General features: G+C 73.0%; 22 protein-coding genes and 1 pseudogene. 12 read left to right on the plus strand and 11 right to left on the minus strand.

What is annotated here, in order from left to right; translation table 11 throughout:
- Positions 1–104 precede the first annotated feature (104 nt).
- From ACFZBD_RS13490 to ACFZBD_RS13500, 3 genes are all read right to left on the minus strand, one after another.
- Positions 105–371 carry a hypothetical protein gene (locus ACFZBD_RS13490; RefSeq protein ID WP_391139496.1) on the minus strand — a complete coding sequence of 89 codons (267 nt, stop codon included), beginning with the start codon at positions 369–371 and terminating at the stop codon, positions 105–107.
- A gap of 245 nt (positions 372–616) precedes the next feature.
- Positions 617–1,102, minus strand: coding sequence for a hypothetical protein (locus ACFZBD_RS13495; RefSeq protein WP_391139497.1), 486 nt, complete (start codon positions 1,100–1,102; stop codon positions 617–619).
- 256 nt (positions 1,103–1,358) lie between these two features.
- Positions 1,359–1,598, minus strand: coding sequence for a chaplin family protein (locus ACFZBD_RS13500; RefSeq protein ID WP_391139498.1), 240 nt, complete (start codon positions 1,596–1,598; stop codon positions 1,359–1,361).
- Between the two features lie 469 nt (positions 1,599–2,067).
- On the opposite strand from ACFZBD_RS13500, the gene ACFZBD_RS13505 reads away from it, so the two are divergent.
- The 8 genes from ACFZBD_RS13505 to ACFZBD_RS13540 all read left to right on the plus strand — a co-directional run bounded on the left by ACFZBD_RS13505 (position 2,068) and on the right by ACFZBD_RS13540 (position 11,703).
- A complete protein-coding gene (locus ACFZBD_RS13505; protein ID WP_391139499.1) occupies positions 2,068–3,219 on the plus strand; it encodes a glycosyltransferase in 1,152 nt (383 codons plus the stop codon).
- Positions 3,216–4,670, plus strand: coding sequence for a sugar transferase (locus ACFZBD_RS13510; RefSeq protein ID WP_391139500.1), 1,455 nt, complete (start codon positions 3,216–3,218; stop codon positions 4,668–4,670). The genes ACFZBD_RS13505 and ACFZBD_RS13510 overlap by 4 nt, the downstream gene beginning before the upstream one ends.
- 2 nt (positions 4,671–4,672) lie before the next feature.
- The gene (locus ACFZBD_RS13515; protein WP_391139501.1) at positions 4,673–5,995 is read left to right on the plus strand and encodes an O-antigen ligase family protein; all 1,323 of its coding nucleotides are present in this window, start codon (positions 4,673–4,675) and stop codon (positions 5,993–5,995) included.
- Positions 5,996–6,218: 223 nt separating this feature from the next.
- Complete coding sequence (murJ, locus tag ACFZBD_RS13520; protein ID WP_391139502.1) at positions 6,219–8,000, plus strand: lipid II flippase MurJ; 1,782 nt, start codon at positions 6,219–6,221, stop codon at positions 7,998–8,000.
- The gene (locus tag ACFZBD_RS13525) at positions 7,909–8,727 is read left to right on the plus strand and encodes a polysaccharide deacetylase family protein (RefSeq protein WP_391139685.1); all 819 of its coding nucleotides are present in this window, start codon (positions 7,909–7,911) and stop codon (positions 8,725–8,727) included. Before murJ ends, ACFZBD_RS13525 begins: the two co-directional genes overlap by 92 nt.
- Positions 8,724–9,869 carry a glycosyltransferase gene (locus tag ACFZBD_RS13530; protein WP_391139503.1) on the plus strand — a complete coding sequence of 382 codons (1,146 nt, stop codon included), beginning with the start codon at positions 8,724–8,726 and terminating at the stop codon, positions 9,867–9,869. Before ACFZBD_RS13525 ends, ACFZBD_RS13530 begins: the two co-directional genes overlap by 4 nt.
- Positions 9,866–10,558, plus strand: a complete 693-nt coding sequence (locus tag ACFZBD_RS13535) for a lipopolysaccharide biosynthesis protein (protein WP_391139504.1) — start codon at positions 9,866–9,868, stop codon at positions 10,556–10,558. The genes ACFZBD_RS13530 and ACFZBD_RS13535 overlap by 4 nt, the downstream gene beginning before the upstream one ends.
- Complete coding sequence (locus tag ACFZBD_RS13540) at positions 10,555–11,703, plus strand: GNAT family N-acetyltransferase (RefSeq protein ID WP_391139505.1); 1,149 nt, start codon at positions 10,555–10,557, stop codon at positions 11,701–11,703. Before ACFZBD_RS13535 ends, ACFZBD_RS13540 begins: the two co-directional genes overlap by 4 nt.
- 723 nt (positions 11,704–12,426) lie before the next feature.
- Here ACFZBD_RS13540 and ACFZBD_RS13545 read toward each other — a convergent pair.
- Together ACFZBD_RS13545 and ACFZBD_RS13550 are read right to left on the minus strand one after the other, a co-directional pair.
- Positions 12,427–13,572: pseudogene (locus ACFZBD_RS13545) on the minus strand (glycoside hydrolase family 26 protein); the annotation flags it as partial.
- A 254-nt stretch (positions 13,573–13,826) separates the two neighbouring features.
- Positions 13,827–14,057 (minus strand): chaplin family protein, encoded by a 231-nt coding sequence (locus ACFZBD_RS13550; protein ID WP_391139686.1) that lies wholly within the window; start codon positions 14,055–14,057, stop codon positions 13,827–13,829.
- Positions 14,058–14,666: 609 nt separating this feature from the next.
- Here ACFZBD_RS13550 and ACFZBD_RS13555 point away from each other — a divergent pair.
- On the plus strand, positions 14,667–15,707 hold the full coding sequence (locus tag ACFZBD_RS13555) for an LCP family protein (RefSeq protein ID WP_391139506.1): 1,041 nt from the start codon (positions 14,667–14,669) through the stop codon (positions 15,705–15,707).
- 61 nt (positions 15,708–15,768) lie between these two features.
- Here the strand turns inward: ACFZBD_RS13555 and ACFZBD_RS13560 are convergent, their stop codons facing one another.
- The 4 genes from ACFZBD_RS13560 to mca all read right to left on the minus strand — a co-directional run bounded on the left by ACFZBD_RS13560 (position 15,769) and on the right by mca (position 19,885).
- The gene (locus ACFZBD_RS13560) at positions 15,769–17,817 is read right to left on the minus strand and encodes a DUF255 domain-containing protein (protein WP_391139507.1); all 2,049 of its coding nucleotides are present in this window, start codon (positions 17,815–17,817) and stop codon (positions 15,769–15,771) included.
- A 164-nt stretch (positions 17,818–17,981) separates the two neighbouring features.
- Positions 17,982–18,374, minus strand: coding sequence for a rodlin (locus tag ACFZBD_RS13565; RefSeq protein WP_391139508.1), 393 nt, complete (start codon positions 18,372–18,374; stop codon positions 17,982–17,984).
- 397 nt (positions 18,375–18,771) lie between these two features.
- The gene (locus tag ACFZBD_RS13570) at positions 18,772–19,011 is read right to left on the minus strand and encodes a hypothetical protein (RefSeq protein ID WP_391139509.1); all 240 of its coding nucleotides are present in this window, start codon (positions 19,009–19,011) and stop codon (positions 18,772–18,774) included.
- Positions 19,004–19,885, minus strand: coding sequence for a mycothiol conjugate amidase Mca (mca, locus tag ACFZBD_RS13575; protein WP_391139510.1), 882 nt, complete (start codon positions 19,883–19,885; stop codon positions 19,004–19,006). The genes ACFZBD_RS13570 and mca overlap by 8 nt, the downstream gene beginning before the upstream one ends.
- A gap of 100 nt (positions 19,886–19,985) precedes the next feature.
- Between mca and ACFZBD_RS13580 the strand changes: the two genes are divergently transcribed.
- From ACFZBD_RS13580 to ACFZBD_RS13590, 3 genes are all read left to right on the plus strand, one after another.
- The gene (locus tag ACFZBD_RS13580; protein ID WP_391139511.1) at positions 19,986–20,387 is read left to right on the plus strand and encodes a DUF4307 domain-containing protein; all 402 of its coding nucleotides are present in this window, start codon (positions 19,986–19,988) and stop codon (positions 20,385–20,387) included.
- Positions 20,388–20,577: 190 nt separating this feature from the next.
- Positions 20,578–21,075: a transcription elongation factor GreA gene (gene greA, locus ACFZBD_RS13585; protein WP_391139512.1), complete on the plus strand. Its 498-nt coding sequence runs from the start codon at positions 20,578–20,580 to the stop codon at positions 21,073–21,075.
- Between the two features lie 157 nt (positions 21,076–21,232).
- Complete coding sequence (locus ACFZBD_RS13590; protein ID WP_391139513.1) at positions 21,233–23,521, plus strand: protein kinase; 2,289 nt, start codon at positions 21,233–21,235, stop codon at positions 23,519–23,521.
- Between the two features lie 49 nt (positions 23,522–23,570).
- Here ACFZBD_RS13590 and ACFZBD_RS13595 read toward each other — a convergent pair whose 3' ends face one another.
- Positions 23,571–24,431: an ABC transporter permease gene (locus ACFZBD_RS13595; RefSeq protein ID WP_391139514.1), complete on the minus strand. Its 861-nt coding sequence runs from the start codon at positions 24,429–24,431 to the stop codon at positions 23,571–23,573.
- On the minus strand, positions 24,428–25,459 hold the full coding sequence (locus ACFZBD_RS13600; protein ID WP_391139515.1) for an ATP-binding cassette domain-containing protein: 1,032 nt from the start codon (positions 25,457–25,459) through the stop codon (positions 24,428–24,430). Before ACFZBD_RS13600 ends, ACFZBD_RS13595 begins: the two co-directional genes overlap by 4 nt.
- Between the last annotated feature and the right edge of the window lie 10 nt (positions 25,460–25,469).

The following is a 25,469-nucleotide window of genomic DNA, read 5'->3' on the forward strand; positions in this document are numbered from 1 at the left end:
CGGTCGGCGATCGGGGAAAGTCATACGATCGGCCGACGCGGGGCGGTGGTGGGGCGCGGAGGGAGCGAGCGCCCGCCGGGGGTGGAGCGAGGGTGGGGGAGTCGTCAGCCGCCGAGCGGAAGGCCGCCGAGGAGCTGCGTGCCCTTCTTGGCATCGTTCAGCGACTCGGCGGTCTCGCCCACGGTCTTGACCATGGAGCCGTCCGTGGTGCTGCTCAGCGTGTCCGTCTTCAGACCGTCGCTGCTGAGCGCCTCCAGACCACCGTCCAGGCTGGTGGGGACGGCCGTCGGCTCGGCGGCCATGGCGGGCGCGGCGGCGGCCAGGGCCATCATGGAACCGGCGACGACCGCGGCAACCTTGGTGGGCTTCATGGAGTGAGTCCTTCCTCGATGACGTCTTCACAAGCAAGTCGCTTGCCGTACAGGCCTCTTGGCCGATTCCTGTACGTCGTTCCGTCTTCTGTAACGAGAGGTTCGCTCCCCGGAAACTCCGGGAGGAAGGATTTCTCGACACTGCACCCGAACGAAGGGGCGCGCGGTCCTATTTGCCGATCGGACGCGCGAGCGCCGTGCCGGTCCAGGGGTGCTGGACCGGCACGGCGCAAGCCGGACACGCTCTAGGACGTCGACGCTCCGACGGGGAGCTGCGGGGCGGTCGCCGGCGCGGCCGGGAGTTCCGGCAGGGCCGGGAGCGCCGGGAGCGCCGGGAGCGACAGTCCGCCGAGGAGCGACTGCACGAGTGCGTTCACCGTCGCGGTGATCTGCGTGACGATCCCGGTGACGCCCCCGAGGGGGAGGGAGGCGAGCAGATCGGCCACCGCCTGCTCGACGGCGGCGACGGTGTCGCCGATGAGGTCGGCGGGTGCCGCCGCGCGGGTGGCCGCCTCGGTGGCGGCCTCCGTAGCGGCCGCAGTGGCGGCCTCGGTGGCGGTTCGGGTAGCGGCCTCGGTGGTCGGCGTCGTCGGGAGCGCGTCCGCATCCGTGACGACGGCGGTGGGCCTGAGGGGTTGGTGTTCGTCGGCGACGGCGGGTCCCGCCGCGCCGAGGGCGAGTGCGGCGGATATCGCCAGGACGGTGAGACGGCGTGATGCCAGGGGACGCATATTTGTTCCTTTTCCTTATGCGTCGGACAACTTCTCCGTCACCGTGCCTGCGGTGATAGCGCTCCGCAACGGCTGAGCTACACAGCGCCATGCCTCCGTTCGGGTGAATCCACCCCTCTGACCTGCCCCTCCAAGGGGCGTACGCCGTTGCACCGGACGGCGCACAAGGGTGCGTCCGAATGAGGAAAGGCCGACACGCCGCACCCGGAAGGGGCGGCGCGCCGGCCTCGGAGGGACCGCGATGCGGGGCGCTCGATCAGACGTTGGCGCAGGTGTTGCCGAACGCCGGGTTCAGGAGACCGATGACGTTGACGGTGTTGCCGCAGACGTTGACCGGCACGTGGACCGGGACCTGCACCAGGTTGCCGGACAGGACGCCCGGGGAGTGCAGGGCCGCGCCCTCGGCGCCGGAGTCGGCGGCGGCGATACCGGTGGCACCCGCGACGGACGCGGCGACACCGACGGTCAGGACTACAGCCTTCGCGATACGGGACATGGGGAAGCACTCCTCGATTGTTTTCTAGCCTCTTGGACCGGACGGCCGGCTCGCAGACGGATTCGCCCGACTCCCTCAACAACGCGGGCCCATTTCATTGGTTGCGCTCCCGAACGGGTGACGTTCAACCGATCTTTGGGCCACAAGAGGGCCATTTGGGCGAGCGAGCCTGGAAAGGCGCAACACGCACAACGAGGAACCGGCCCAAGGGATACGGGAGTTAGCGTTTCCGGGCATCTAATGCTTACTATCGCCCGGCATCGGGGTTATAACGTTCCCGAACGTTGCTTCCGGGCCCGCCGCGCGTTCACCCATTTCGTGCGGACGACATCTCACTCTCTCCCGATCTTCACGGGTCTTCCCTTCCTCCTCTCATCAAAGCGGAGAACCTGTATGCGGAATTCAACGGTTCGTGACGCGCGCCGCGGTGCTTTGGGCGCCCTTTCCGCGAACGTCGTCCGGCGCTGACGTGCGGGCCTCTCGAGAATCGGATTCCTCCCCCTTCACCGTTCTGCACGCGGTCCAGCCCGGTGACGCCGGGGTCGCCCGCGTCGTCACCGACCTGGTCCGGGCGCAGCTCGGCGAGGGGATGCGGGTGGCGGTCGCCTGCCCGCCCGGCACGCCGCTCGCCGCCGCGGTCCGGGCGGAGGGCGCCGTGGTCCACGACTGGCGGGCGGGGCGCGAGCCCGGGCCCGGGCTGGTCCGGGAGACCCGCGACCTGGCCCGGCTGATCGACGCCGTGCGCCCCTCCCTGGTCCACGCGCACAGCGCCAAGGCCGGGCTGTGCGCGCGGCTGGCCCTGCGGGGGCGGGTGCCGACGGTGTACCAGCCGCATGCCTGGTCCTTCGAGGCGGCCGACGGCGCGGTCGGGGCCATGGCCCGCCGCTGGGAGCGGTGGGCGGCGCGCTGGACGCAGCGGATCGTCTGCGTCAGCGACGCCGAGCGCCGTACGGGTGAGGAGGCGGGGGTGCGGGCCTCCTGGTCGGTCGTACGCAACGGCGTGGACGTGACCCGGTTCGCGGCCGCGGCGGCTCAGACCCCCGATCCGGGGCCGGGCGAGGGTCCCCTCGTCGTCTGTGTCGGACGGCTGTGCCGGCAGAAGGGCCAGGACGTGCTGCTCGCCGCCTGGCCCGCCATCGTCGCCGAGGTGTCGAAGGCACGGCTGGTCCTCGTCGGCGACGGGCCGGACCGGGCGCGGCTGCGCACCGGGGCGCCGAAGGCGGTGCGCTTCGCCGGCGCCGTGGACGACATCGCGCCCTGGTACCGCGCGGCCGACCTGGTCGTCCTGCCGTCCCGTTGGGAGGGCATGGCGCTGGCGCCGCTGGAGGCCATGGCGAGCGGCCGGCCGGTGGTGCTCACCGATGTGGCCGGCGCGCGCGAGAGCCTGCCGCCGGACCACGAACCGCACTGCCTGGTCCCGCCGGAGGACCCGGCCGCCCTCGCCGCCGCCGTGGTCCGCCTCCTCGGCCGGCCGGAGCTGCGGCACTCCCTGGGCCGCCAGGCCCACGAGCACGTACTCAGCAGATTCGATGTGCGGCGCACCGGCGCGGCCGTCGCGGACGTGTACCGCGAGCTGGCCGGAGTGCGGTGCACCGAGCACAGAGAGCCGATTGCGCAGTGACTACGGAAAGCACCAGCGTTCCCTCTTCGCCGGGCCCCTGGCCCTCGACGCGCCAGGCCGTCCACGGTCTCGCCTCCCTCGCCCCGCCGCGCGGCACGTCGGACCGGCTGGCGCTCCCGCCGCGCCGTCCCGCGCCGGTGCGGTCCACCGCGGCGCCGCTGATCGCGGCCGACGCGCTGGCCGTGCTGTGCGCCGCCTGGCTGGTGCCCGCGCCGTACCCCGCCGTCCGGCTGCTCCTGCTGGTCGCGGGGTGCGTCCTCGCGCTCAACTCGTACGCGGGGCTGCACCGGCCCGGCTCCCTCACCGCCGTGCTCGACGAGGTGCCGGCGCTCGCCGCCCGCGCCGGGGTCGCCTGGTGCGTGGCGGCCGCCGTCGTCGCCGCGTTCACGCCCTCCCTCGCGCTCGGCCCCGGCGCCCTGTGCACCGCGTACGCCGCGCACGTGGCCACCGTGTGCGTGGCGCGGGGCGCGGTGCGGGCGCACCGGCGGCGGACGGCCCGGGCGCAGCCGCGCTCGGCGCTGGTGGTCGGCGGGCCGGGCGCGGCGCGCCGGTTCGCGGCGACGATCGGACAGCACCCGGAGTACGGCATCCGGCCGGTCGGGATCGTCGGCAGCCGGCAGGACGGCGGGACGCCGCAGCCGCCCGGGGAGGCGGGGCTTCCGGTCCTGACGAGCATGGAGGAGATCCACCGGGCGGTCATCCAGAACACCGTCCGCGACGCGGTCTTCCTGACCGAGGACGCCGCTCTGGTGAAGCTCTTCCAGCACTACGGCTGCACGACCTGGCGGGTCGGCGGCGAGGGCCAGGACGGGCCGATGAGCGACCACCTGTGGGGGTACGGCTGCCGCCGTCTCGTCCCGCCGGGCGAGCGTCGCGGGCTGACCGCGAAGCGGGCCCTCGACCTGGCCGTGGCCGGACCGGCGCTGGCGCTCGCGCTGCCCGTCCTGCTGCTGTGCGGTCTGGCGGTGCGGCTCGCGGACGGCCCCGGGGTGCTCTTCCGACAGGAGCGGGTGGGCCAGAACGGGCGGCTCTTCACGCTGCTGAAGTTCCGTACGCTGCGCCCGACGGACGAGGCCGAGTCGGCGACCCGGTGGAGCGTGGCCAACGACCGACGGATGAGCGCGGTGGGCAACTTCCTGCGGCGGACCTCGCTCGACGAGCTGCCGCAGCTGTGGAACGTGCTGCGCGGTGACATGAGCCTGGTCGGGCCCCGTCCGGAACGCCCGTACTTCGTGGCGCAGTTCAGCCGTATCCACGCCGGTTACGCGGCCCGCCACCGGATGCCGGTGGGGCTGACCGGGCTGGCGCAGGTGCACGGGCTGCGCGGTGACACCTCGATCGAGGACCGCTGCCGGTTCGACAACCACTACATCGATCACTGGTCGCTCTGGCAGGACGTCCGCATTCTGCTGCGGACCGCCGCCGGACTCGTACGGCCGGCGGGGAGCTGATGATGGCGACGGCCGTGGCGGTCGCCGCCCCGCTCGACGGGGCCCGCGACGAGGTCAGGGACGGGGTGCGCCGGGTGGTGGCGCTCTCCCCGGTCCTGGCGGTGATCGCGCTGCTGCTCGTCCCGTCCGCCGGTGGCGCGGAGGGCGGGACCGGCGGTACGGGCACGATCGCGGACGCGGCCTCGGGGCTGCTCGTGCTGATCTGTCTGGTGCGGGTGGTGCGCGGCGGGGCGCGGCCGCTGACCCGGTGGGCGGCGTTCGTGCTCGGGCTGCCCGTCCTCGGGATCTGTCTGGCGGCGATCACCTCGCAGGACCCGGCGGCGAGCCTGCCGGGCGTCGCCCGTTACGTCCAGATCTTCGTGCTCGTCCCGGCGGCCGTCCTGCTGACGATCCGCGACCGGCGGGACTTCGCCGTGGTCGCGTGGGCGCTGGTCGCACTGGGGCTGGTGCAGGGCGCGGTCGGGGTGACGCAGTATCTGACCGGCACCGGAGCCTCGTACATGGGCGAGGACGTCCGGGCGGTCGGGACCTTCGGGCCGACCGACGTGATGGGGATGGCGACGGTCGTCTCGTACGGGCTCGTCGTCGTCACCGGCATCGCGCTGGGCAGCGGACGCGGGCGGGCGCGGACGGCCGCCCTGGTGTGCGCGGGTCTCCTCGCCGTGCCGCTGGTGCTGTCGTTCAGCCGGGGCGCGTGGATCGCGACGGTCCTGGCGTGCGCGATCCAGCTGCTGCTCTCCGGGTTGCGGCGCGCCGGGCGGGTGGCGCTCGTGACGGGCGCGCTCGGGGTGGTCCTGGTGGGCGGCCTCGGGATCGGCTCGGCGATGGTGAAGGAGCGCGTCGCCAGCATCACGCAGGTGACGGCGGCGCCGGACCAGTCGGTGACGGACCGGTACACGATGTGGGCGGCGGCCGGGCGGATGTGGCGGTCGGAGCCGGTGACCGGCGTGGGCCTGAAGGGCTTCCCGCAGTACCGCGACGGGCACGCCTCGCTGGCGCTCTCCTCGGGCAGCGACACGGCGGGCGCGGGAGCGGCGTTCCAGCGCCAGCCGCTGCTCTCCCCGCACAACATGTACCTGCTGGTGCTCAGCGAGCAGGGCCTGGTGGGCCTGCTCGCCCTGGCCGGCAGCTGGGCGGCGCTGCTGGTCGGGGCGCTGCGGCGGCGTACGCGCGGCGCGGACTGCGCGCTGGTGGCCACCGGTCTGCTGTCGTGGCAGCTCATCGACTTCTTCTACGCGGACATCGGCGGCCCTTCGACGGTGCTGATGTCGGTCGTCCTCGGCCTGGCGGCCTGGTGGTCGCTGGCGGAGGTGAAGCGTGCGTGACCCGTGGCGCGGGGAACCGGAGCCGACGGACGGGCCGCGCCCCCCGGAGGCCCCGGATCTTCCCCGCCCGATCCCCGCGCCCGCTCCCCGGGCCGCCGAACAGCCGCCGGCGCACCGGCCCCGGGTGGTGGCCACGGCGGCCCGCGTGCCGTCCTGGGCGGCGGAACGGGCCGCGGAACGAGCGGGCGACGGCGCGGCCGGTCGGGACACGACACGGGGCACGATGCGAGGCAAGGCTCGGGGCAGGCCCCGGGGGAAGGCGCGGGGCGGGGACGGCGGAAGCGCGCCTCGGGGCGCGGAGGGACGGCGGGGCGTGGTGGGGCGACGGCGCGGCCCGAAACGGCGGCCGTGGTCGCCGTCCGGCCGGTTCCTGGCGCGGGCCGCGGCCGTCACGGCGGGCCTGACGGCCGCCGGGGCCGTGCTCGGCCTGGTCCGGGACCAGATCCTCGCCCGTTACTTCGGCGCGGGGGCGGAGACCGACGCGTTCCTGGTGGCCTGGACGGTGCCGGAGTTCGCCTCGACGCTGCTCATCGAGGACGCGATGGCGCTGATCCTCGTGCCCGCGTTCGCCCGCGCCCTCACCCGGCGCGGCGGCGGCCCGGCCGGCGACCCCGTCCGTACCCTCGTACGCTCCACACTGCCCCGGCTCGCGCTCACCGTCAGCGCCGTCTCCGCGCTGCTGATCGCCGGCGCGCCGCTCCTCGTCGCGGGCCTCGCACCCGGGCTCCCCGACCCCGGGCTCGCCGTCGACTGCACCCGGCTGACCGCGACTTGCGTGCTGACCTTCGCGCTCGCCGGCTACTGCTCCGCCGCCCTGCGCGCCCACGGCCGCTTCCTGTCGCCCGCCGCCATCTACGTCGCGTACAACATCGGGATCATCGGCACGATCGTGCTGCTCCGCGAGCCGTTCGGCGTACGGTCGGCCGCGGCCGGGGTCGCCGTCGGCGGCGCGCTGATGGTGCTCGTCCAGGCGCCGTTCCTGCTGCGGGAGTTGCGCCGCCCGACGGAGGCCAAGGAGCGGCCGGCCGTGCCCGGCGCGGGCGACGGGCGGCTCCTCGTGCTCGGGCTCATCGCCCCCGTCATCGCCTTCGCGCTCTCCCGCCAGTCCCAGATCCTCGTCGAGCGGTTCCTCGCCTCCTCCCTGCCGTCCGGGGCCATCTCGCATCTGAACTACGCCCAGAAGGTGGCGCAGATGCCGATGATCCTCTCCCTGATGCTGTGCACGGTGAGCTTCCCGGTCGTCGCCCGCGCCCTCGCCGCCGGTGACGCCGAGGGCGCCCGCCGCCGCGTCGAACGGGACCTGCTGCTCGCCGCGGTCGTCGTCCTCGTCGGCGCCTCGATCGTGATCGCCGCCGCCCCGCAGATCGTCTCCCTGCTCTTCCAGCGCGGCGCGTTCGACGCCACCGACACCGCCGCGACCGCCGCCGTGATGCGCGTCTACGCCCTCGGGCTGCTCGGCCAGACGATGGTCGGCGCCCTGGTCCGCTGCTACTTCTCCGCGGCCCGCCCGCTGTGGTACCCGGCCGCCGTGATGGCCGCCGGGCTCGCCGCCACGGCCGTCACCGGAGTACCGGCCGCACGGGCGTGGGGCGCCGTGGGGATCGCCGCCGCCAACGCCTTCGGGATCACCCTGACCGCCGTGATGCTGCTGGCCGGGGCGCACCGCCAGTCCATCCCCGTCCGCGTCCGCCACCTCGGCGTGGATCTGCTGCGGCTGGCCACCGCCGCCGCATGGGCCACCGCCGCCGGCTGGCTCTGCTCGGTCCTCATCGTCCCGGCCGTCCTCTCCCTCACCGTCGCGGCCCTCGCCGCCACCGGCGTCTTCCTCCTCTTCCTCGCCTGCGCCGCCCACGCGCCGGACATCCCACCCCTCACCCGCACCGCATCACGAAGGCTCGCCCATGCCCGTAGTCATGGCGCCCCGCGCCGCCGCGATTCGTCGTCTGCTGCCGAAGCCGCCCCCGTGGGTGGCGATGTACCACTCGATCACCGACACCCCGGATGATCCGTACCGGGTGACCGTCCCCCCCGGGCGGTTCGCCCGGCAGCTGCGCTGGCTGAGCGACCACGGCCTGCGCGGTGTCTCGGTGGGCGAGCTGCTCACGGCGACCGCCGCCGGGCGCGCCAAGGGCCTGGTCGGCCTCACCTTCGACGACGGTTACGCCGACTTCCTCGACACGGCCCTCCCCCTGCTGCGCGGCCACGGTTTCACCGCCACCGTCTACGTCCTGCCCGGCCGGCTCGGCGGCGAGAACGCCTGGGACGCGGACGGGCCCCGAAGACCGCTGCTGACCGAGGACGGGATCCGGCGGGTCTTCGAGGCCGGGATGGAGATCGGCTCGCACGGGCTGCGGCACGTCTCGCTCCCCGCCGCCGACGACAAGGCCCTCGCCGAGGAGACCCGGAAGAGCCGCGCCCTCCTGGAGGAGATCACCGGCGCCCCGGTGGCGGGCTTCTGCTACCCGTACGGACACGTCGACGCCCGCGTGGTCCGGGCCGTACGGGAGGCGGGCTACGGCCACGCCTGCGCCATCGCCCCGGGGCGCCTGACCGGCGCGTACGCGCTGCCGCGGGTGCACATCGACGGACGGGACACCTCCTGGCGGCTCACCGCCAAACGCGCCCTGCACCCCCTGCGCCGCCGCCACCCCGGCCCGACGGCCGCCCCCGACGCCCCCGGCACCCGGCCGGCGCCCGAGGCCGGCCGGCGGGCCGCGGCGGACGTGTCATGAAGGTCCTGCACGTCATCACCGGCCTGAACATCGGGGGTGCGGAGCAGCAGCTGCGGCTGATGCTGCGTCACCTGCCCGTGCGCAGCGAGGTCGTCACGCTCACCCACCCCGGCGCCGTCGCCAAGGGCATCGAGGCGGACGGCGTCCCCGTCACCCACCTGGGCATGGCGGGCAACCGCGATCTCGGCGCGCTGCCCCGCCTCACCCGGATCGTCCGCCAGGGCCGCTACGACCTCGTCCACACCCACCTCTACCGCGCCTGCGTGTACGGCAGGATCGCCGCCCGGATCGCCGGGGTCCGCGCGGTCCTCGCCACCGAACACTCCCTCGGCGACACCCAGATCGAAGGCCGGCCCCTCTCCCCCGGCACCCGCGCGCTCTACCGGGCCACCGAACGGCTCGGCACCGCCACGGTCGCCGTCTCGCCCAGCGTCGCCCGCCGCCTGGAGGGCTGGGGCGTCGCCCCGTCCCGTATCCACGTCGTGCCCAACGGCATCGAGACGGCCCGCTTCCGGTACGCGGACGGGGCCCGCCCCCGTACCCGCGCGGCGCTCGGGCTCCCCGAGGACGCCTTCGTCGTCGGCGGGGTGGGGCGGCTCGCGCCCGGCAAGCGCTTCGACCGTCTCGTACGGGCCGTGGCGTCGGTGCCGGGGGCGCGGCTCCTCCTCGTCGGCGAGGGCCCGGAGCGGCAGGCCCTCCTGGACACCGCCCGGGAGTGCGGGGCCGCCGACCGGGTGCTCCTCGCGGGGGCGTGCGAGGACCCCCCGCCGGCCGGGGCCGACGGGGCCGATCTGCCGTCGCTGCTCGCCGCGATGGACGTCTTCGTCTCCACCTCCCCCGACGAGACCTTCGGACTCGCGGTCGTCGAGGCGCTGGCCGCCGGGCTGCCCGCGCTCTACGTGGCCTGCCCGGCGATCGACGACCTGCCGCCCGACGCGGCGCCCGGGGCCCGGCGGATCGGACCCTCCGTCCCCGAGCTGATCAGCGCGCTGAGCGGGATCCGGGACGCCCGCCTCGCCCGGCTGCCGCAGCCTGCCGCCGCCCACCGCTACGACATCGCCCACAGCGCCCGGCAGTTGATGTCCCTCTACGAACAGGCCGTCCACGGCACCCCTTCTCCCGCTAAGCGAGCTGCTCCATGAACCCGTCACGCTCCGCCCTGAGAATCGTCCTGCGCACCCCGCGCCGATGGTGGGTGCTGCCCGCCTCCGTCCTCGTCGGCGCCACGCTCGGCGGTGGCTACGGCGCGCTGAAGACCCCGCAGTACGCGGCGACCAGCTACGTCATCGTGGTCCCCGGCGAGAAGTCGGACCCGGCGGCCGCCCTCGGGTTCGCCCAGGCGTACGGCAGGGTCGCCACCGACATCGCGGTGACCGGCGACGCCCAGGTGTGGGCGGGGGTGTCCGCCGCGACCCTGCGCTCGGCCGTCCAGACCGCCACCTCGCCGGACGCGCCGATGATCTCCATCACCGCGCGGGCGGCCAAGCCCGCCAAGGCGGTCTCCATGGCCGACGGCGTCGCCCGGGCACTGGTCCTCAACAGCACGCACGTCTCCGGCAGCACCGGCGTGAAGGTCGTGCAGTTCTCCCGCGCCACCAAGCCCCTGGCGCCCGTCTCGCCTTCCGCGCCGCTCTCCGCGCTGGTCGGCGGCTGCGCGGGCGGGCTGCTCGGCGGACTGGCGCTGCTGGTACGCCCCCGGCGCGGCGCCCGCGCCGAGCAGGGACCCGGCCGCCCGCAGCCGTCCGCGTCCGTCCCGGGCCCGGCGGTGGCCTCCTCCTCGGCCCCGTCCGGGGCGGCGAGCGCGCACCAGCCGGAACCGGAGTCGGTGTGACCGCGGGCGGCGCGCACGGTCTGCGCGGCGAGGTCTGCCGCGACGCCGCCGAGTTCGGCCGGCTCGCCGAGCGGTGGACATCCCTCTACGGGCGCTGCGCCACGGCGACACCGTTCCAGTCCCACTCGTGGCTGCACTCCTGGTGGCTGTCGTACGGCAGGCCGGGCGCGCTGCGCGTGGTCCTCGTACGGCGGGACGACGGCGCGCTCGTCGCGGCCGCGCCCCTGATGCGCGCCCCCGGCCCCCTGCCGGTCCTCACCCAGCTCGGCGGCGCCATCACCGACTTCACCGACGTCCTCCTCGACGACGACTGCCCCGAGGCAGCGTCCGCGCTGACCGAGGCGCTGGCCGGAGCGGCGCGCGGTGCCGTGATCGACCTGCGGGAGGTACGGCCGGGGGCGGCGGCCGAACGGATCCACGCCCAGTGGCGCGGCCCGCGCCGGCGTCTCCCCGACTCGCTCTGCCTGGAGCTCCCCGCGGTGCCGATGGACGCCCTGCTCGCACGGATCCCGTCGGGCAAGGCCCAACGGGTGCGGGCCAAGCTGCGGAAGCTGGACGCGCTCGGCATCGACGAGCGGATCGTGAGCGGCGAGGAGGTCCCGGCGGCCCTGGAACGCCTGCTGAGGCTGCATCAGCTGCAGTGGAGCGGCCGCGGGGTCACCGCGGAGCACACCAGCGACCGGTTCGCCCAGCACCTCACGCGGGCGGTACGTCCCATGGTCGAGCGGGGGGACGCGATGGTGACCGAGTTCCGGCTGGCCGGGGACGTGGTGGCCGCCGACCTCACCCTGATGTCGCCCCGGCTCGCCGGAGGCTATCTGTACGGCGCCGACCCCGAGCTGCGCGCCCGCAAGATCGACGTGGCGACGATGCTGCTGCGCCACGGGTCCCGCCAGACCAGTGCGAGCGGGCGGGCGACGCTGAGCATGCTCCGGGGCACCGAGCCTTACAAGCTGCACTGGCGGCCGGAGACGGTCCCCAACCAGCGGTTGATGCTGGCCGGTCCGGCGACGGCACCGCTGTTGTGGCTGCGGGCGGGCGCGGCGGACGGCCGACGCTGGGCGGCGCGGCAGGCGCGGGAGCGGGAGTGGGTGGGCCGGGCGGTGCGCAGGTTGCGCGGGCGGACGAACGGCGGCGGAGGATGATCTCCTCCGCCGCCGTGGTGGGCCGGTGACGGATCAGAACGGCCAGACGCTGTTCATGAATCCGGTCACGTCGATCTTCACGGCCTCCTTGTAGCCGCTCTTCGGGACGCAGACGGGTCCGCCGATCCAGCTCTCCACCCACGAACCGAGGTTCACCGTCCAGCACTCGGCCGCGGGAGCGGGAGCGGGCTCAGGAGCCGGCTCCGGCAGAGGCAGCGGGACGGGCAGGGGCTTCGGAGGAGCCTGGGGGGCGGGCTCGACCTTGGGCGGAACCTCGGGCGCGGGTTCCGTCTTCGGCGGAACCTCAGGCGCGGGCTCGGGCTTGGGCTCGACCTTGGGCGGAACCTCGGGCGCGGGTTCCGTCTTCGGCGGGACCTCGGGGGCGGGCTCGACCTTGGGCGGAACCTCGGGCGCGGGTTCCGTCTTCGGCGGGACCTCAGGTGCGGGCTCCGTCTTCGGCGGCACCTCGGGTGCGGGCTCGGGCTTGGGCTCGACCTTGGGCGGAACCTCAGGCTTCGGCTCGACCTTCGGCGGGACCTCAGGTGCGGGCTCCGTCTTCGGCGGGACCTCTGGCGCAGGCTCCGGCTTGGGCTCGGGGGTCTTCGGTACGTCGGGGTCCGCCGGCTCCGGGACGACGGGCTCCGCCGGGAAGGGCCAGTCCGGGTCCTCCGGAATGTCGGGGTCCGGGAAGTCCGGGAAGTCCGGGTCCTCGGGGAACTCGGGCCACTCCGGGAAGTCGGGCCACTCCGGGACCTCGGGCACCTCCGGCGGCTCCGGCGCCTCCGGGATCTCAGGGATCTCAGGGATCTCCGGGGGTACGGGCGCGTCGGGACCGGACGGGGTCTCGGGGGCCTCCGGAGCGTTCCCGTACAGCATCTGCCGGAAGACCTCCGAGGCCTTCGGGTTGCTGTCGCACTGCCAGACGCCGTGCGGGCAGTAATCCGTGATCGTGTGGTACAGCGGCTGGTGCTCGTCCATCCACTCGAGCATCCGCCGCATGTACTCGGGGTTGTCGCCGTTCCGGAAGAGCCCCCATTCCGGGTAGGAGATCTCCTTGCCGTGCTCGGCCGCGAATTCGACCTGCTTCTTCAGGCCGTACGGCTCGTTCACGTGCTGGTCGAAACGGGAACCCGGCGGCTGGTCGTAGGAGTCCATGCCGATGATGTCGACGACATCGTCGCCGGGATAGCACTCCGTCCACGGAATGGCGTCCGTGCCCCGGCTCGGGTTGAAGTCGAAACGGAACTTCTGGCCGGGAACGGAACGCATGGCGGTGACGATCCGGTTCCAGTACTTCTTCCACGCGGTCGGGTCGGGCGCGCACCGGTGCGTGTAGGTGACGCCGTTCATCTCCCAGCCGAGGACGATGACGGTGTCCGTCGCCTTCATCTCGACCAGGCGTTCGGCCAGCGTACGGAAGTGGTGGTCGTAGTGGCCGGCCGCGCCGAGCTGGAGCTGGCGGCGGACCTCGTGGTCGGAGACACCGGCCTCGTTGCGCTCCAGCATCGGGACGTTGAGGACGAAGAGCCGGTCCTCCCGCTGGTTGCGCCAGTCCGCCCAGGCGTTCAGGAAGCCCGGGGGGCCCTCGATGTTCGACCACAGGTCGCCGGGGAGGTACGTGTGACCGACCCGCAGCTCGCGTCCGCCGAGCCACCGCTCCAACTGGGCGATCCGGCTGACGCCGACGGGGCCGGATTCGAGGAACGCCCCCATCGCGTGGGACAGAGCCGGTTCGGGCGCCTTGGCCCTGCCCGTCGCGGATTCGGCGGCGAAAGCGGGAGAGGACAGCACGACTGAGCCCGATGCGAGGAGACCGGCGGTGAACACCCCCAGCCACGCACTCGAGATTTTCCGCTTCCGGTCGCCCATGGCCACTCCTTCACGTCCAGCACCATTTGATGGTCCGTCAGTCTGATCTTCAGAAAGTATTCCTAATGACCCGACCGTGAACGCGAAGATGATCTGATCCGTAGTCCATTGGTGTATTTCATTGCCCGGTTGGGGCACCGCGAGCCGTGTCGCCCTTGCAATCCCGGGCACGGGAAGGGGCCGGCCCCGGGCGACGTCGTGGACGTCTCGGGGAGCCGGCCCCTCAGAGCGCACCCGTTGCGGGGCGCGCGGTGTCAGGCGTTGATGCAGGTGTTGCCGAAGGCCGGGTTCACCAGGCCGATGACGTTGATGCTGTTGCCGCAGGCGTTGATCGGGATGTGGATCGGCGCCTGGATGACGTTGCCCGAGAGCACGCCCGGCGAACCGATGGCCGCACCGTGCGCCTCCGAGTCGGCGAAGGCGGGCGACGCCGCACCCATGGCCATGACGATTCCGGCGACGACGACCGCAGCCTTCTTGCCCATCATTTCGTCTGGATCCTTTCCGCGGCGGAAGACACTTCACGGATTTCGTGATGCACGGGCGCAATTGCCGCTCCCGGCCTCCGCTGCACACATGACAACGACCATGCCGCACAAAGGAAACCGGCTACTCGCCGGGACTCCTATTTCACTCCATCGCGCTCACAGAATTCGGCCGTACGCCGCACATTCCCCGCGACGGTCGCCCTCACCGCCGCACCCCCGCGAAGGCCGTGGCGGCCGCGGAACTCAGCGCGGCCAGATCGGGGTGGTCGTGAGCCGTTCCCACTCCTGGTCCGGGATTCCCGGTACCGTACGCCCCGCCCGGGCCCAGCGCTGCACCATCGAGGAATAGACGGGGAATGGACCCCGGTCGGCAGGTGGTGGCGGGTCCGCCACGTAACGGCTCTTCGGAATGAAGGCCATCCGCTCCCATTTTCCGGGATCGGGTGCCATCGTCGCCCTCCCATCCACTGCGGTCCCCCAATCATTCCACAGGCCACGCAGGAGAGTGATTCCTCCCGCCCATGTCGCGTCGCGTACCTGTGTGCGACGGCTTTCGATTTACCGTGCGCGCATCCCCCCATTCCCGAGCCCCGGTGGTGTCCGCCCGTGTCCCTCAGGAAAAGACCGACCCGTCCACGGCGGGCGGCGCTCGCCTCGGCCGCGCTCCTCGCCCTCGGCTCCGGAGCCCTCGCCGCCGCCCCCGCCCCCCTGCCGGCCCCGGCCGGCGGGCTCAACATCCTGGTGGCGGGCGTCGACAGCCGGCAGGGCGTCACCCCACAGGAGAAGGCGAAGCACCGCCTCGGCGGCAAGGGCTGCGACTGCACCGACGTGCTGATGCTGGTGCACGTCTCGGCCGCCAACGACCGTGTCAGCGTGGTCAGTCTCCCCCGCGACTCGCTCACCTCCTTCCGCGCGGGCCACCACGACCAGCGGACCGGCGCCGAACACGGAGCCCACCAGGCGAAGATCAACGCCGCCCACACGGAGGGCGGCCCGGCCTTCACCGTCGAGACCGTCGAACGGATGACGGGCACTCCGGTCCACCGCTACCTCGAGATCGACTTCCGGCGGTTCATGGACGGCGTGGACCGCCTGAAGGACGGGGTGCCCGTCTGCACCAAGGCGCCGCTCAAGGACCCCGTCACCGGGCTCGACCTCGCCCCCGGCACCACCAGGGTCGGCGGCGGCGAAGCCCTGCAGTACGTCCGGTCCCGGCGCGCGGACGGCAAGATGGACTTCGGCCGCATGCAGAAGCAGCAGCAGTTCTTCGTCAACACCCTGCGGAAGGTACGCACCGACCTGCTCGGAGACCCCGGCGCGCTGCGGGCGTTCGCGTCCACCCTGCGCGGTACGGCGACGGTGGAACGCGGACTCTCCGTCACCGACATGCTGACGCTCGCCACCCGGCTGCGACACCTCCCCCCGTCCCGTACGGAGTTCGCGACCGTCCCCGTCAGCGGCTTCAAGACCGTCGACGGCGTGGGCTCCACCGTCGCCTGGAACGAGCGGCAGGCCGCCGAGATCTTCGAGCGGCTGCGCACCGACCGGCCGCTGCCCGCGCCCGCCACCACCCCGACGAGCACCATCCCGCAGGGACTCGGCGAGTACCGGCCGGCCGGCGGCTCCTCGCTGCTCTGCGCCCCCTGACACGACGCCGCCCCGGCGGTCCTCCGAAGAGAGGTCGCCGGGGCGGCTCCCCGTACTCCCGTCAGCGGGCCAGCGAGCGGGCCAGTTCCGCCGGGTCGGTCGTCGGCGCGTCGCAGGCGAAGTGCCGGCAGACGTACGCGGCGGCCGCCCCGCCCACCAGCGGGCGGTCCTTCAACAACGGGAACTCGTCGCTGTCCGGCGTGCCGAACGCGACGACCGCGCCCGGCGCGTCGGCCAGCAGCGCGGTCCGATGCAGCGCACGGGCCGCTCCGGCGCCGTCCCCCTCGCCGGCGGGGCCGACGACGGCGATCTCACGGGGCCCGTCGAGCAGCGCCTCCGCCGTGGCCAGCCCCCAGCCGATGAACCGGGGCGCGCGCGGCCCCAGCGCCTTCACCACCCCGAGCGCTCCCTCGGCCGCGGCGCGGTGCGCCTCCGAGCCGGTGTGCGCGGCGTACGACAGCAGCGCCCCCGCCGCCGCCGTCCAGCCGGACGGGGCCGCGTTGTCCGTCGGGTCCTGCGGCCGGCGGATCAGGCTCTCGGCGTCGTGGGCCGTGTCGTACAGCGCGCCGCCCTCGGCGACGAACTGGTCCAGGACGATGTCGAGGAGGAACCCGGCGAACTCCAGCCAGGCCCCCTCCCCGCTGACCCCGGCGAGCGCCAGGAAACCCTCGGCCACATCGGCGTAGTCCTCCAGGACGCCCGCGTTGGCCCCGGCCTGCCCGTCCTTGGAGGTACGCGTCAGCCGCGCGCCCTCGCCCATGTGGAGGCGTACGAGCAGATCGGCGGCCTCGGTGGCGCGTTCGACCAGGTCGGGACGGTCGAAGAAGGCACCGGTCTCGGCGAGCGCGGCGATGGCCAGCCCGTTCCAGGCAGCGACGATCTTGTCGTCCCGTCCGGGCCGTTCGCGCCGCTCGCGGGCGGCGAGCAGCCGCTCCTTGACCGAGGCGACCCGCTCGGCACCGGCCACGGCCGCGTCGCCTTCCCCCGGCGGAAGCTGAAGGACGGAGGACCCCTCCTCGAACGTCCCGTCCTCGGTGACCCCGAAGTACCGGGCCGCGAACCGCGCGTCCTCCTCGCCCAGCACCTCGGCCAGCTGCTCCGGCGTCCACACGTAGTAGGCGCCCTCGACGTGCCGCCCGGTCCCGTCGTCGGAATCGGCATCGAGCGCGGAGGCGAACCCGCCCTCGTTGGTCCGCAGTTCGCGCACCATGAAGTCCGCGGTCTCCAGCGCGACCCGCCGGGCCAGCTCACTGCCGGTGACCCGCCACAGATGCGCGTACACCCGGCAGAGCAGGGCGTTGTCGTACAGCATCTTCTCGAAGTGCGGGACGACCCAGTCACGGTCCACCGAGTAGCGGGCGAAACCGCCGCCGAGCTGGTCGTAGATGCCGCCGCGGGCCATCGCCTCGCAGGTGTCGGCGGCCATCTGCAGGGCGCCTTCGGCCCCGGTGCGGGCGTGGTGGCGCAGCAGGAACTCCAGCGCCATGGACGGCGGGAACTTGGGCGCGCCGCCGAAGCCGCCGCGGGTCGCGTCGTACTCCCGCGTCAGGCCGAGGAGCGCCTGGGCCAGCTCCTCCTCGCCGGGGACGCCGTCGCCGCCGTAGGCCAGCGACCGTCCCGCGAGGTCCTTGACGATCCTCCCGGCGACCTCGTCGACCTCGTCGCGGCGCTCGGTCCAGGCGCGGGAGACGCCGTCGAGGACGTCACCGAAGGACGGCATGCCGTGGCGGGACTCGGGCGGGAAGTAGGTGCCGAAGTAGAACGGTTCGGCGTCCGGGGTGAGGAAGACCGTCATCGGCCAGCCGCCCTGACCGGTCGCCGCCTGCACCGCCTCCATATAGACGGCGTCGACGTCGGGGCGCTCCTCGCGGTCGACCTTCACGGCGACGAAGTGCTCGTTGACATAGGCGGCGGTGGTGTCGTCCTCGAAGGACTCGTGGGCCATCACATGGCACCAGTGGCAGCTGCTGTAGCCGACGCTGAGCAGGACGGGGACGTTCCGGCGGCGCGCCTCGTCGAACGCCTCGGTCGACCACGGCCACCAGTCGACGGGGTTGTCCGCGTGCTGCAGGAGATAGGGGGACGTCTCATGGGCCAGTCTGTTCGGCATACCCCAATCCTTGCGCACTCGGCGGAGCCGTGCCTCTACGCCACGGGGTGGGCGGGTTCGGGCGGGTCGGGGCCCGCGCCGTGGCCGGGTGGGAAACGGGAGCGGCCCCGCTCCCTCGCAATGGATATGCGAGGAGCGGGGCCGCTTCAGCGGAGATGCTGGCGTCAGCCGCCGACGTTTCCGTTGTCCGCCAGGACGTTGCGCAGGAGGTTCGACAGCGGGTCGTCACCGGTCTGCTGCACGGAGTTCTGGGTGCAGGTCTGGTTCGACATGTCGTTGCCGATGACGTCCTGAACCGCGACCGGGATGGCGATGACGCCGACCGGGACCTGGGCCTGGACCTTCTGGATGTCGAAGCAGTGGAGAACGCCACCGTTGACAAGGCCGAAGTTCGGGCTCATGTAGCCACCGGTGGAGTTGCTGCCGATCGCCTGCTTCGACGAGTTGCCGATGATGTTGGCGCTGTTGCCTTCGTCGCCCGCCGCCATCGCCGTCGTCGCCGAGACGCCGACAACGGAGGCCGCAACTGCCGCCGTGGCAAGAACCTTCTTGATCACGAGATTTCCTTCTTGAGCTGGAGGGCCCTGGAATGCTCCGTTACCGAAGCATGCTGATCAACTGCCGGAAAATGGATTGGTTCCGGAGCCTCACCCGGACGCGCTATTCGGCAGATGAACGCCATCGGACGCGATGTCGAGGGGCAGCCGTTCGGTCCGGCCCGTTTCCGTCCCGGACGCGGGCGGGACACGGGCGGGGGGCCGGTCGCGGGCCGCGGCTCCTCGTCGGGGCGCGCGGTCGGCAGGACACGTGTTCCCGGAAGAGGGGTCCCCGAGGAAGGGGAGGCGCCGGCGGGTCGCCGGGGGGCCGGGGGGCTGAAGGGCCCGGTGATCAGTGGGCGGGCATGCCACGAGGGCCCCGGGTGCCCGGGGCCCTCGTGTCAGGTCGGGGGAGCCGCTACTCCCGCGTGGCCGTCTTCTCCGCCGTGGGGGCGGAGGCGGCCGGATCGGCGGCCTCCTCGAAGGAGACCTTGCCCATGTGGCGGTTCATCGACTTCATCAGCATCCAGACGGCCAGGGCCATCACGGCGAAGACGACGAAACCGAGGACGCCGGGGGTCACCTTGTTCTTGTCCAGCTCTTCGGCGGCGAAGGGGACAAGCTGGGTCAGTGCCAGGTGTGCGCTCATATCAGGCATTGTCGCGGATGCCCGCGAAGAGGTCGCTCTCGGGGAGGGAGGTATCGACCAGCGACTTGCTGAGCTCGTACTCCTCCGTCGGCCAGACCTCCTTCTGGATCTCCATCGGGACGCGGAACCAGCCACCGTCCGGGTCGATCTGCGTACGGTGCGCGACCAGGGCCTTGTCGCGGGTCTCGAAGAACTCCGCGCACGGGACGTAGGTGGTCAGCGTGCGCTCGGCGCGCTGGAAGTCCTTCCACCGCTCCAGCCACTCGCCGTACGGCGACTCCAGGCCCCGGGCGAGCAGGGCCTCGTGCAGGGCGAGCGTGCGGGGCCGGTTGAAGCCCTGGTTGTAGTAGAGCTTCTGCGGCTGGTACGCCGGGCCGAACTCCGCCTCCGGGTACTTCTCGGTGTCGGCCGCGGCCTCGAAGGCCACCATCGAGATCTTGTGGGTCATGATGTGGTCGGGGTGGGGATAGCCGCCGTTCTCGTCGTAGGTCGTGATGACCTGCGGACGGAAGGAACGGATCTTGCGCACCAGCTCGCCGGCCGCCTTGTCGATGTCCTCCAGGGCGAAGCAGCCCTCGGGCAGCGGCGGCAGCGGGTCGCCCTCGGGAAGGCCGGAGTCGACGAAGCCCAGCCACTCCTGCCGGACGCCGAGGATCTCGCGCGCCTCGTCCATCTCCTTGCGGCGCACCTCGTGGATGTTCGCCTCGATGTAGGGGTCGCCCTGGAGCTTGGGGTTGAGGACGGAGCCGCGCTCGCCGCCCGTGCACGTGACCACAAGGACGTCCACCCCCTCGGACACGTACTTGGCCATCGTGGCCGCGCCCTTGCTCGACTCGTCGTCGGGGTGGGCGTGAACGGCCATCAGTCGCAGCTGCTCAGTCAAGACTCGGTCCTCGGGTGATCGGTCGCGAAGGGAGGTCTCTATAGTGACGGAACCGGGGGGCGGAAAATTCCGGGTGCCCCGGCGGCGAGAGGTAAAGATCATGAGCGCGGTTCGAGAGCAGCGGCCCGAAGGGCGCTACGGCCGCTCGGCGGACGAGCGCGCCGACCGCACGCTCAGGATCGCGGGCGCCGTGCTCGGAGCGCTCTTCCTCGGCCTGCTGGGCTGGTTCGCCTGGTACTACGTCGCCGACAACAAGATCAGCGCCGAGATGATCAAGTTCGATGTGGTGAGCGACACCGAGGTGCAGGTGCACCTGGAGATCCGCAAGGACACCGACGCGCGGGGCGTCTGCACGCTGCGCTCGCGCTCCGAGGACGGGGCCGAGGTCGGCCGCAAGGACGTCCGCGTCGAGGAGGCCGGCGACCGCGTCGACCGCGTGTGGTCCGTGCGCACCACCGCGCGGGCGACCAGTGCCGAGCTGGTCGGGTGTACGGCCCGGTAGCAGCGGGTAGGGAGCGTGCGGCGTGTCGGGCTTCGATGCGGGGCCTGACCTGGGGTGATCCCATCCCTGTGGTTTTTGTCCTCCCCCTTTTCGCCACTAATTGTTAGGCTCGTGGTTTCGCCCACTCAGGAGGGAACATCCTTCCGGGTAGGGCGATGCTTTGTATTCCCGGTACCTACGAGGAGCACCCGTGACCCAGACCAGCGACAACGTCACCTGGCTCACCCAGGAGGCGTACAACCAGCTCAAGGCCGAGCTGGAGTACCTGTCTGGTCCCGCGCGAACCGAGATCGCCGCCAAGATCGCCGCGGCGCGCGAGGAGGGCGACCTGCGCGAGAACGGCGGGTACCACGCGGCCAAGGAGGAGCAGGGCAAGCAGGAGCTCCGGGTGCGCCAGCTCACCCAGCTCCTCGAGCACGCCAAGGTGGGCGAGGCCCCGGCCGACGAGGGCGTCGTCGCGCCCGGCATGGTCGTCACGATCGCGTTCGACGGTGACGAGAACGACACGATGACCTTCCTGCTCGCCTCCCGCGAGTACGCGAGCGGTGACATCGAGACCTACTCCCCGCAGTCCCCGCTCGGCGTGGGCGTAAACGGCAAGAAGGCCGGCGAGGACGCCGAGTACGAACTGCCGAACGGCAAGAAGGCCGCGGTGAAGATCCTCAGCGCCAAGCCGTACACCGGCTGACCCGTCTCCGCGCACGTGAAGGGCCGGACCCCCCGAGGGGTCCGGCCCTTCACGCTGCGTGCCCATGCGATGATGCCGTGCTGACGTCGCGTCAGTCGTGACCCTGTCATGACCGACGGTGGCGGTCGCGTCGGTCGTGACTTGGGGGGATGGCAGGGTGCTGGGGCCACTGCGCGCGGGAGCGCCACGGCGGATCGGTCCGTACGAGGTCATGGCGCGGCTCGGGGCGGGCGGCATGGGGGAGGTGTTCCTGGCACGCGCGACGGGCGCGGACGGCACGTTCGTGGCCGTGAAGACCGTCCGCCGGGACTTCGCCGGCGACGCCGCCTTCCGGCAGCGCTTCCGGCGGGAGATCAAGGTCGCGGCGATGGTGCGGAGCGCGTACGCCGTGGCGCCGGTCGGCGGAGACGCGGACGCCGAGGTGCCCTGGCTCGCGACGGCGTACGTCCCCGGTCCCAGCCTCTCCCAGGCCGTCCGCCGCACCGGTCCGCTGCCGGTGGCGACCGTTCGGGAGCTGGGCGCCGGGATCGCCCGGGCGCTGGCCGACCTGCACGGCGCCGGTGTCCTCCACCGCGACCTCAAGCCGGGCAACGTCATGCTGTCCGTCGACGGGCCCCGGTTGATCGACTTCGGCATCGCTCGTAACGGCGGTGCCACGACGATGACCGCGACCGGGATGATGGTCGGCACGCCCTCCTTCATGTCCCCCGAGCACGTGGCCGGCGCGCGCTCCGTCACCGGCGCCTCGGACGTCTTCTGCCTGGGCTCGCTGCTCTGCTACGCGGCGACCGGCGAGGATCCCTTCGGGGACGGGCCCGTGGCCGCCGTCCTCTACCGCGTCTCCCAGGCCGAGGCCGACCTGGAGCGGGTGCCGGAGGAGCTGCGCGGGGTGATCGGCGCGTGTCTGCGGCTCGCCCCGGCCGACCGGCCGTCCGCGGCCGAGCTGGTGGGGCTGCTGGGCGCCGAGGTGCCGAGGGTGTTCCCGTGGCCGGGCGGGGTGCTGTCCCTGCTCGCGGAGTACGGGGACACGGCGCGGCGGATCGGTGAGGCGGCGGCCTCGGGCACGGGCGTGGCGGATCTGCCGACCCTCGGCCCGGCGGTCCCGTACTCCCCTACGGCGGCGGGGTACCGGCCGGCCGGCGCGGGGCCGAAGGGCCGGCGCACGCGGTGGGGGCGGATCACGGCGGGGGTCGCGGCGGTGGCCGTCCTGGCGGCCGTGGGCGTGGTGTTCGCGGACCGGCAGGACGGGCAGGCCGGTTCGGCCGGGGACACGCCGGGCGGTGGCGGAGGCGCGACCGGTACGTCGCCGTCGGCCGGCGCGGGGCCCGTGGCGCTCGACCGGGTGATCCAGCCCTACGGCGGTGAGGGGCGGACCGGGGACTTCGGCGCGGGCGGTTCCGACCGCGAGTCCCGCCCGGCGGGCTGGTCGCCGTGGGCCACGGCGGTGGACGCGGGCGTCGGCCCGTGCGCGGTGGGGCCGGAGCTCCTGGTGTGCTCGGGCGACGGGGGCGCGGCGGTGGCGCTGCGCTCCGCCGACGGGAAGAAGGCGTGGTCGAAGCCGTCGAGGGGTTCCGCGCCGCTGACCGGCGGGCAGTACCCGGCGGTCGTCGGGGAGGTCGCCTGGATGACCGGGCCCGACGGGCTCGTGGGGTACCGGCTGAGCGACGGCGAGGAGGTGGGGCGGCTGGCGGCGCCGGGCGGGGCGTACGCGGTCAAGGGGACGGACCTGCGCGGTGACGTCCTGTACACGACGTACATGGACGGCACCGACTTCGAGAAGCCGGCCGGTCTGGTGACGGCGGTCTCGCTGGCCGGCGGCGTGCCGGAGGAACGGTGGCGGACGGCTGTCGACGTCTTCCCGGAGACCCCCGTGGCAGCGGGCGGGCAGGTGTACGTCCCCGGGAACGGCACGGTCCTCGCGCTGGACGCCCGCGGCGGCGGGCGGACGGCACGGGCGGACGGGCTCGACAGCTGCTCCGACGACATCGTCGTCCGCGCCGGGCGGGTGCTGTGTCCGCGGGTGGGGGAGCCCGGGGTCGAGGTGCTCGACGCCCGCACCCTGCGGCGCGAGCGGATCCTCGGGCGGAGCATGCTGGTGACGGCCCGGCCCGCGGTGAGCTCGGCGGGAGTGGTGGCGCTGAGCGACGGCACGAGGCTCGCGATGTACGACCTGGAGACCGGTGCCGAGCGGTGGAGCGGGGAGGCGGGCGGGCAGTGGGTGGCGTTCGTCGGTGACCGGCTGCTCTCCGGGACGCGGACGGCGGTCTCCGCGGTGACCGTAAACGACCCGGCGGCCTCTCCGGGCGGGGCGGACCGCCGGGTGTACAACGGGCCCGAAGGGGCGGCGGTGGAGGGCGAGTCGATCGCCACCGGCGCGGTCGCCGCCGGCGGGGCCCTCTTCATCGGCCTCGCCGACGGCGTGGTGGTCTCGGGCTACGCGCCCTGAGGGTGCTCTCGGTTCCGGGCGCCCCGGGTGTCCGGGGCGCCCGGGGCCGTCAGGCCGTGGCCGAGCGGTACTTGCGGACCGCGAGGGTGCGGAAGGCCACGATGATCAGGACCGACCAGATGATCGAGGCCCAGACCGGGTGCTGCATCGGCCACGCGTCCGGCGCCTGGTAGCCGGGCGGGAAGTTGCCGAAGAGTTCACGGGCCGCCTGGACCGTGGCGCTGAAGGGGTTCCATTCGGCGATGGTCCGCAGGAACGTCGGCATGTTCTCGGACGGGACGAACGCGTTGGAGATGAACGTCAGCGGGAAGAGCCAGATCAGGCCGCCCGAGGTGGCCGCCTCCGGGGTGCGCACGGACAGGCCGATCAGCGCTCCGATCCACGAGAAGGCGTAGCCGAGGAGGAGCAGCAGGGCGAAGCCCGCCAGCACCGAGCCGATGTTCTCGTGGGTGCGCCAGCCGACCAGGAGGGCGACGACGGCGAGGACCACGAGGGTGAGGGCCGTCTGCACCAGGTCGGCGAGGGTGCGGCCGGTCAGGACCGCCCCGCGGGCCATCGGCAGGGACCGGAAGCGGTCGATGAGGCCCTTGTGCATGTCGTCGGCGATGCCCGCGCCCGCGCCGGCCGTGGCGAAGGTGACCGTCTGGGCGAAGATGCCCGCCATCAGGAACTCGCGGTAGGCCTCCGGCGACAGGCTGCCGTCGACGCTGATCGAGCCGCCGAAGACATAGCTGAACAGCACGACGAACATGATCGGCTGGATGAGGCCGAAGATGATCATCTCGGGGATCCGGGTCATCCGGATCAGATTGCGCTGGGCGACGACCAGGGAATCGCTGATCGACTGGACGATCCCGCCCCGCGGGACGGGGGTCTTGCGGTGCGGGGCGCTGTCCGTGACTGCGGTCACTTGGCCGCCTCCTTCCGGCTCTTTCTGCGGTCCTTGGCGTCCTGGGGCGTCTCGCCGCTTTCCTCGTCCGCCAGCTCGGCCGCGTGGCCGGTGAGGGAGATGAAGACGTCGTCGAGGGTGGGCCGCCGCAGGCCGATGTCGTCGATCCGTACGCCCCGGGCGTCGAGGTCGCGGATGACCTCGGCGAGCAGCTTGGCGCCGCCGGTGACGGGGACGGTCAGCTTGCGGGTGTGGTCCTCGACGGAGACCTCGCCGTGGCCGGTGCCGGCCAGGCCGTAGCGGGCGAGGACGTCGCGGGCCGGGTCGATCATCCCGCGGTCGTGGACGACCACCTCGACGCGCTCGCCGCCCGTCTGGGCCTTGAGCTGGTCGGCCGTGCCCCGGGCGATGACCTTGCCGTGGTCGACGACGCAGATGTCGTGGGCCAGGTGGTCGGCCTCTTCCAGATACTGGGTCGTCAGGAGCAGCGTCGTACCGCCCGCGACGAGTTCCTGGATGACCTCCCAGAGCGCCTGCCGGTTGCGGGGGTCGAGGCCGGTGGTCGGCTCGTCCATGAACATCACCGGCGGGGAGACGACGAGGGCCGCGGCGAGGTCGAGCCGGCGGCGCATGCCGCCGGAGTACGTCTTGGCGGGGCGGTCGGCCGCGTCCGCGAGGCTGAAGCGTTCGAGGAGCTCGCCCGCCCGCTCCTTGGCCCGCTTGCCGTTCATCTGGTAGAGCCGGCCGACCATCTGGAGGTTCTCACGGCCCGTCAGGTATTCGTCGACGGCGGCGAACTGGCCGGAGAGGCCGATCGAGCGGCGGACCTCGTTGGGGTGCTTGAGCACGTCGATCCCGGCGACGACCGCCTTCCCGCTGTCCGGCTGGAGCAGCGTCGTCAGGACGCGTACGGCGGTCGTCTTCCCCGCGCCGTTCGGGCCGAGCAGACCCAGGACCGTGCCCTCGGGGACGTCGAGGTCCACGCCGTCCAGTGCTCGTACGTCACCGAAGGTCTTGACCAGACCCTCGGCATAGATCGCGCCTGGCATGTGGTTCTCC

It is taken from the genome of Streptomyces sp. NPDC008121 (assembly GCF_042957155.1).
Taxonomy (GTDB): Bacteria; Actinomycetota; Actinomycetes; order Streptomycetales; family Streptomycetaceae; genus Streptomyces.

Bases quoted from the DNA above. Each gene is read 5' to 3' on its own strand.
- ACFZBD_RS13490 (WP_391139496.1), bottom strand. From the start codon at position 371: ATGAAGCCCACCAAGGTTGCCGCGGTCGTCGCCGGTTCCATGATGGCC.
- ACFZBD_RS13495 (WP_391139497.1), bottom strand. From the start codon at position 1,102: ATGCGTCCCCTGGCATCACGCCGTCTCACCGTCCTGGCGATATCCGCC.
- ACFZBD_RS13500 (WP_391139498.1), bottom strand. From the start codon at position 1,598: ATGTCCCGTATCGCGAAGGCTGTAGTCCTGACCGTCGGTGTCGCCGCG.
- ACFZBD_RS13515 (WP_391139501.1), top strand. From the start codon at position 4,673: ATGGCGACGGCCGTGGCGGTCGCCGCCCCGCTCGACGGGGCCCGCGAC.
- murJ (WP_391139502.1), top strand. From the start codon at position 6,219: ATGCGAGGCAAGGCTCGGGGCAGGCCCCGGGGGAAGGCGCGGGGCGGG.
- ACFZBD_RS13525 (WP_391139685.1), top strand. From the start codon at position 7,909: ATGGCGCCCCGCGCCGCCGCGATTCGTCGTCTGCTGCCGAAGCCGCCC.
- ACFZBD_RS13530 (WP_391139503.1), top strand. From the start codon at position 8,724: ATGAAGGTCCTGCACGTCATCACCGGCCTGAACATCGGGGGTGCGGAG.
- ACFZBD_RS13535 (WP_391139504.1), top strand. From the start codon at position 9,866: ATGAACCCGTCACGCTCCGCCCTGAGAATCGTCCTGCGCACCCCGCGC.
- ACFZBD_RS13550 (WP_391139686.1), bottom strand. From the start codon at position 14,057: ATGGGCAAGAAGGCTGCGGTCGTCGTCGCCGGAATCGTCATGGCCATG.
- ACFZBD_RS13560 (WP_391139507.1), bottom strand. From the start codon at position 17,817: ATGCCGAACAGACTGGCCCATGAGACGTCCCCCTATCTCCTGCAGCAC.
- ACFZBD_RS13570 (WP_391139509.1), bottom strand. From the start codon at position 19,011: ATGCCTGATATGAGCGCACACCTGGCACTGACCCAGCTTGTCCCCTTC.
- ACFZBD_RS13580 (WP_391139511.1), top strand. From the start codon at position 19,986: ATGAGCGCGGTTCGAGAGCAGCGGCCCGAAGGGCGCTACGGCCGCTCG.
- ACFZBD_RS13600 (WP_391139515.1), bottom strand. From the start codon at position 25,459: ATGCCAGGCGCGATCTATGCCGAGGGTCTGGTCAAGACCTTCGGTGAC.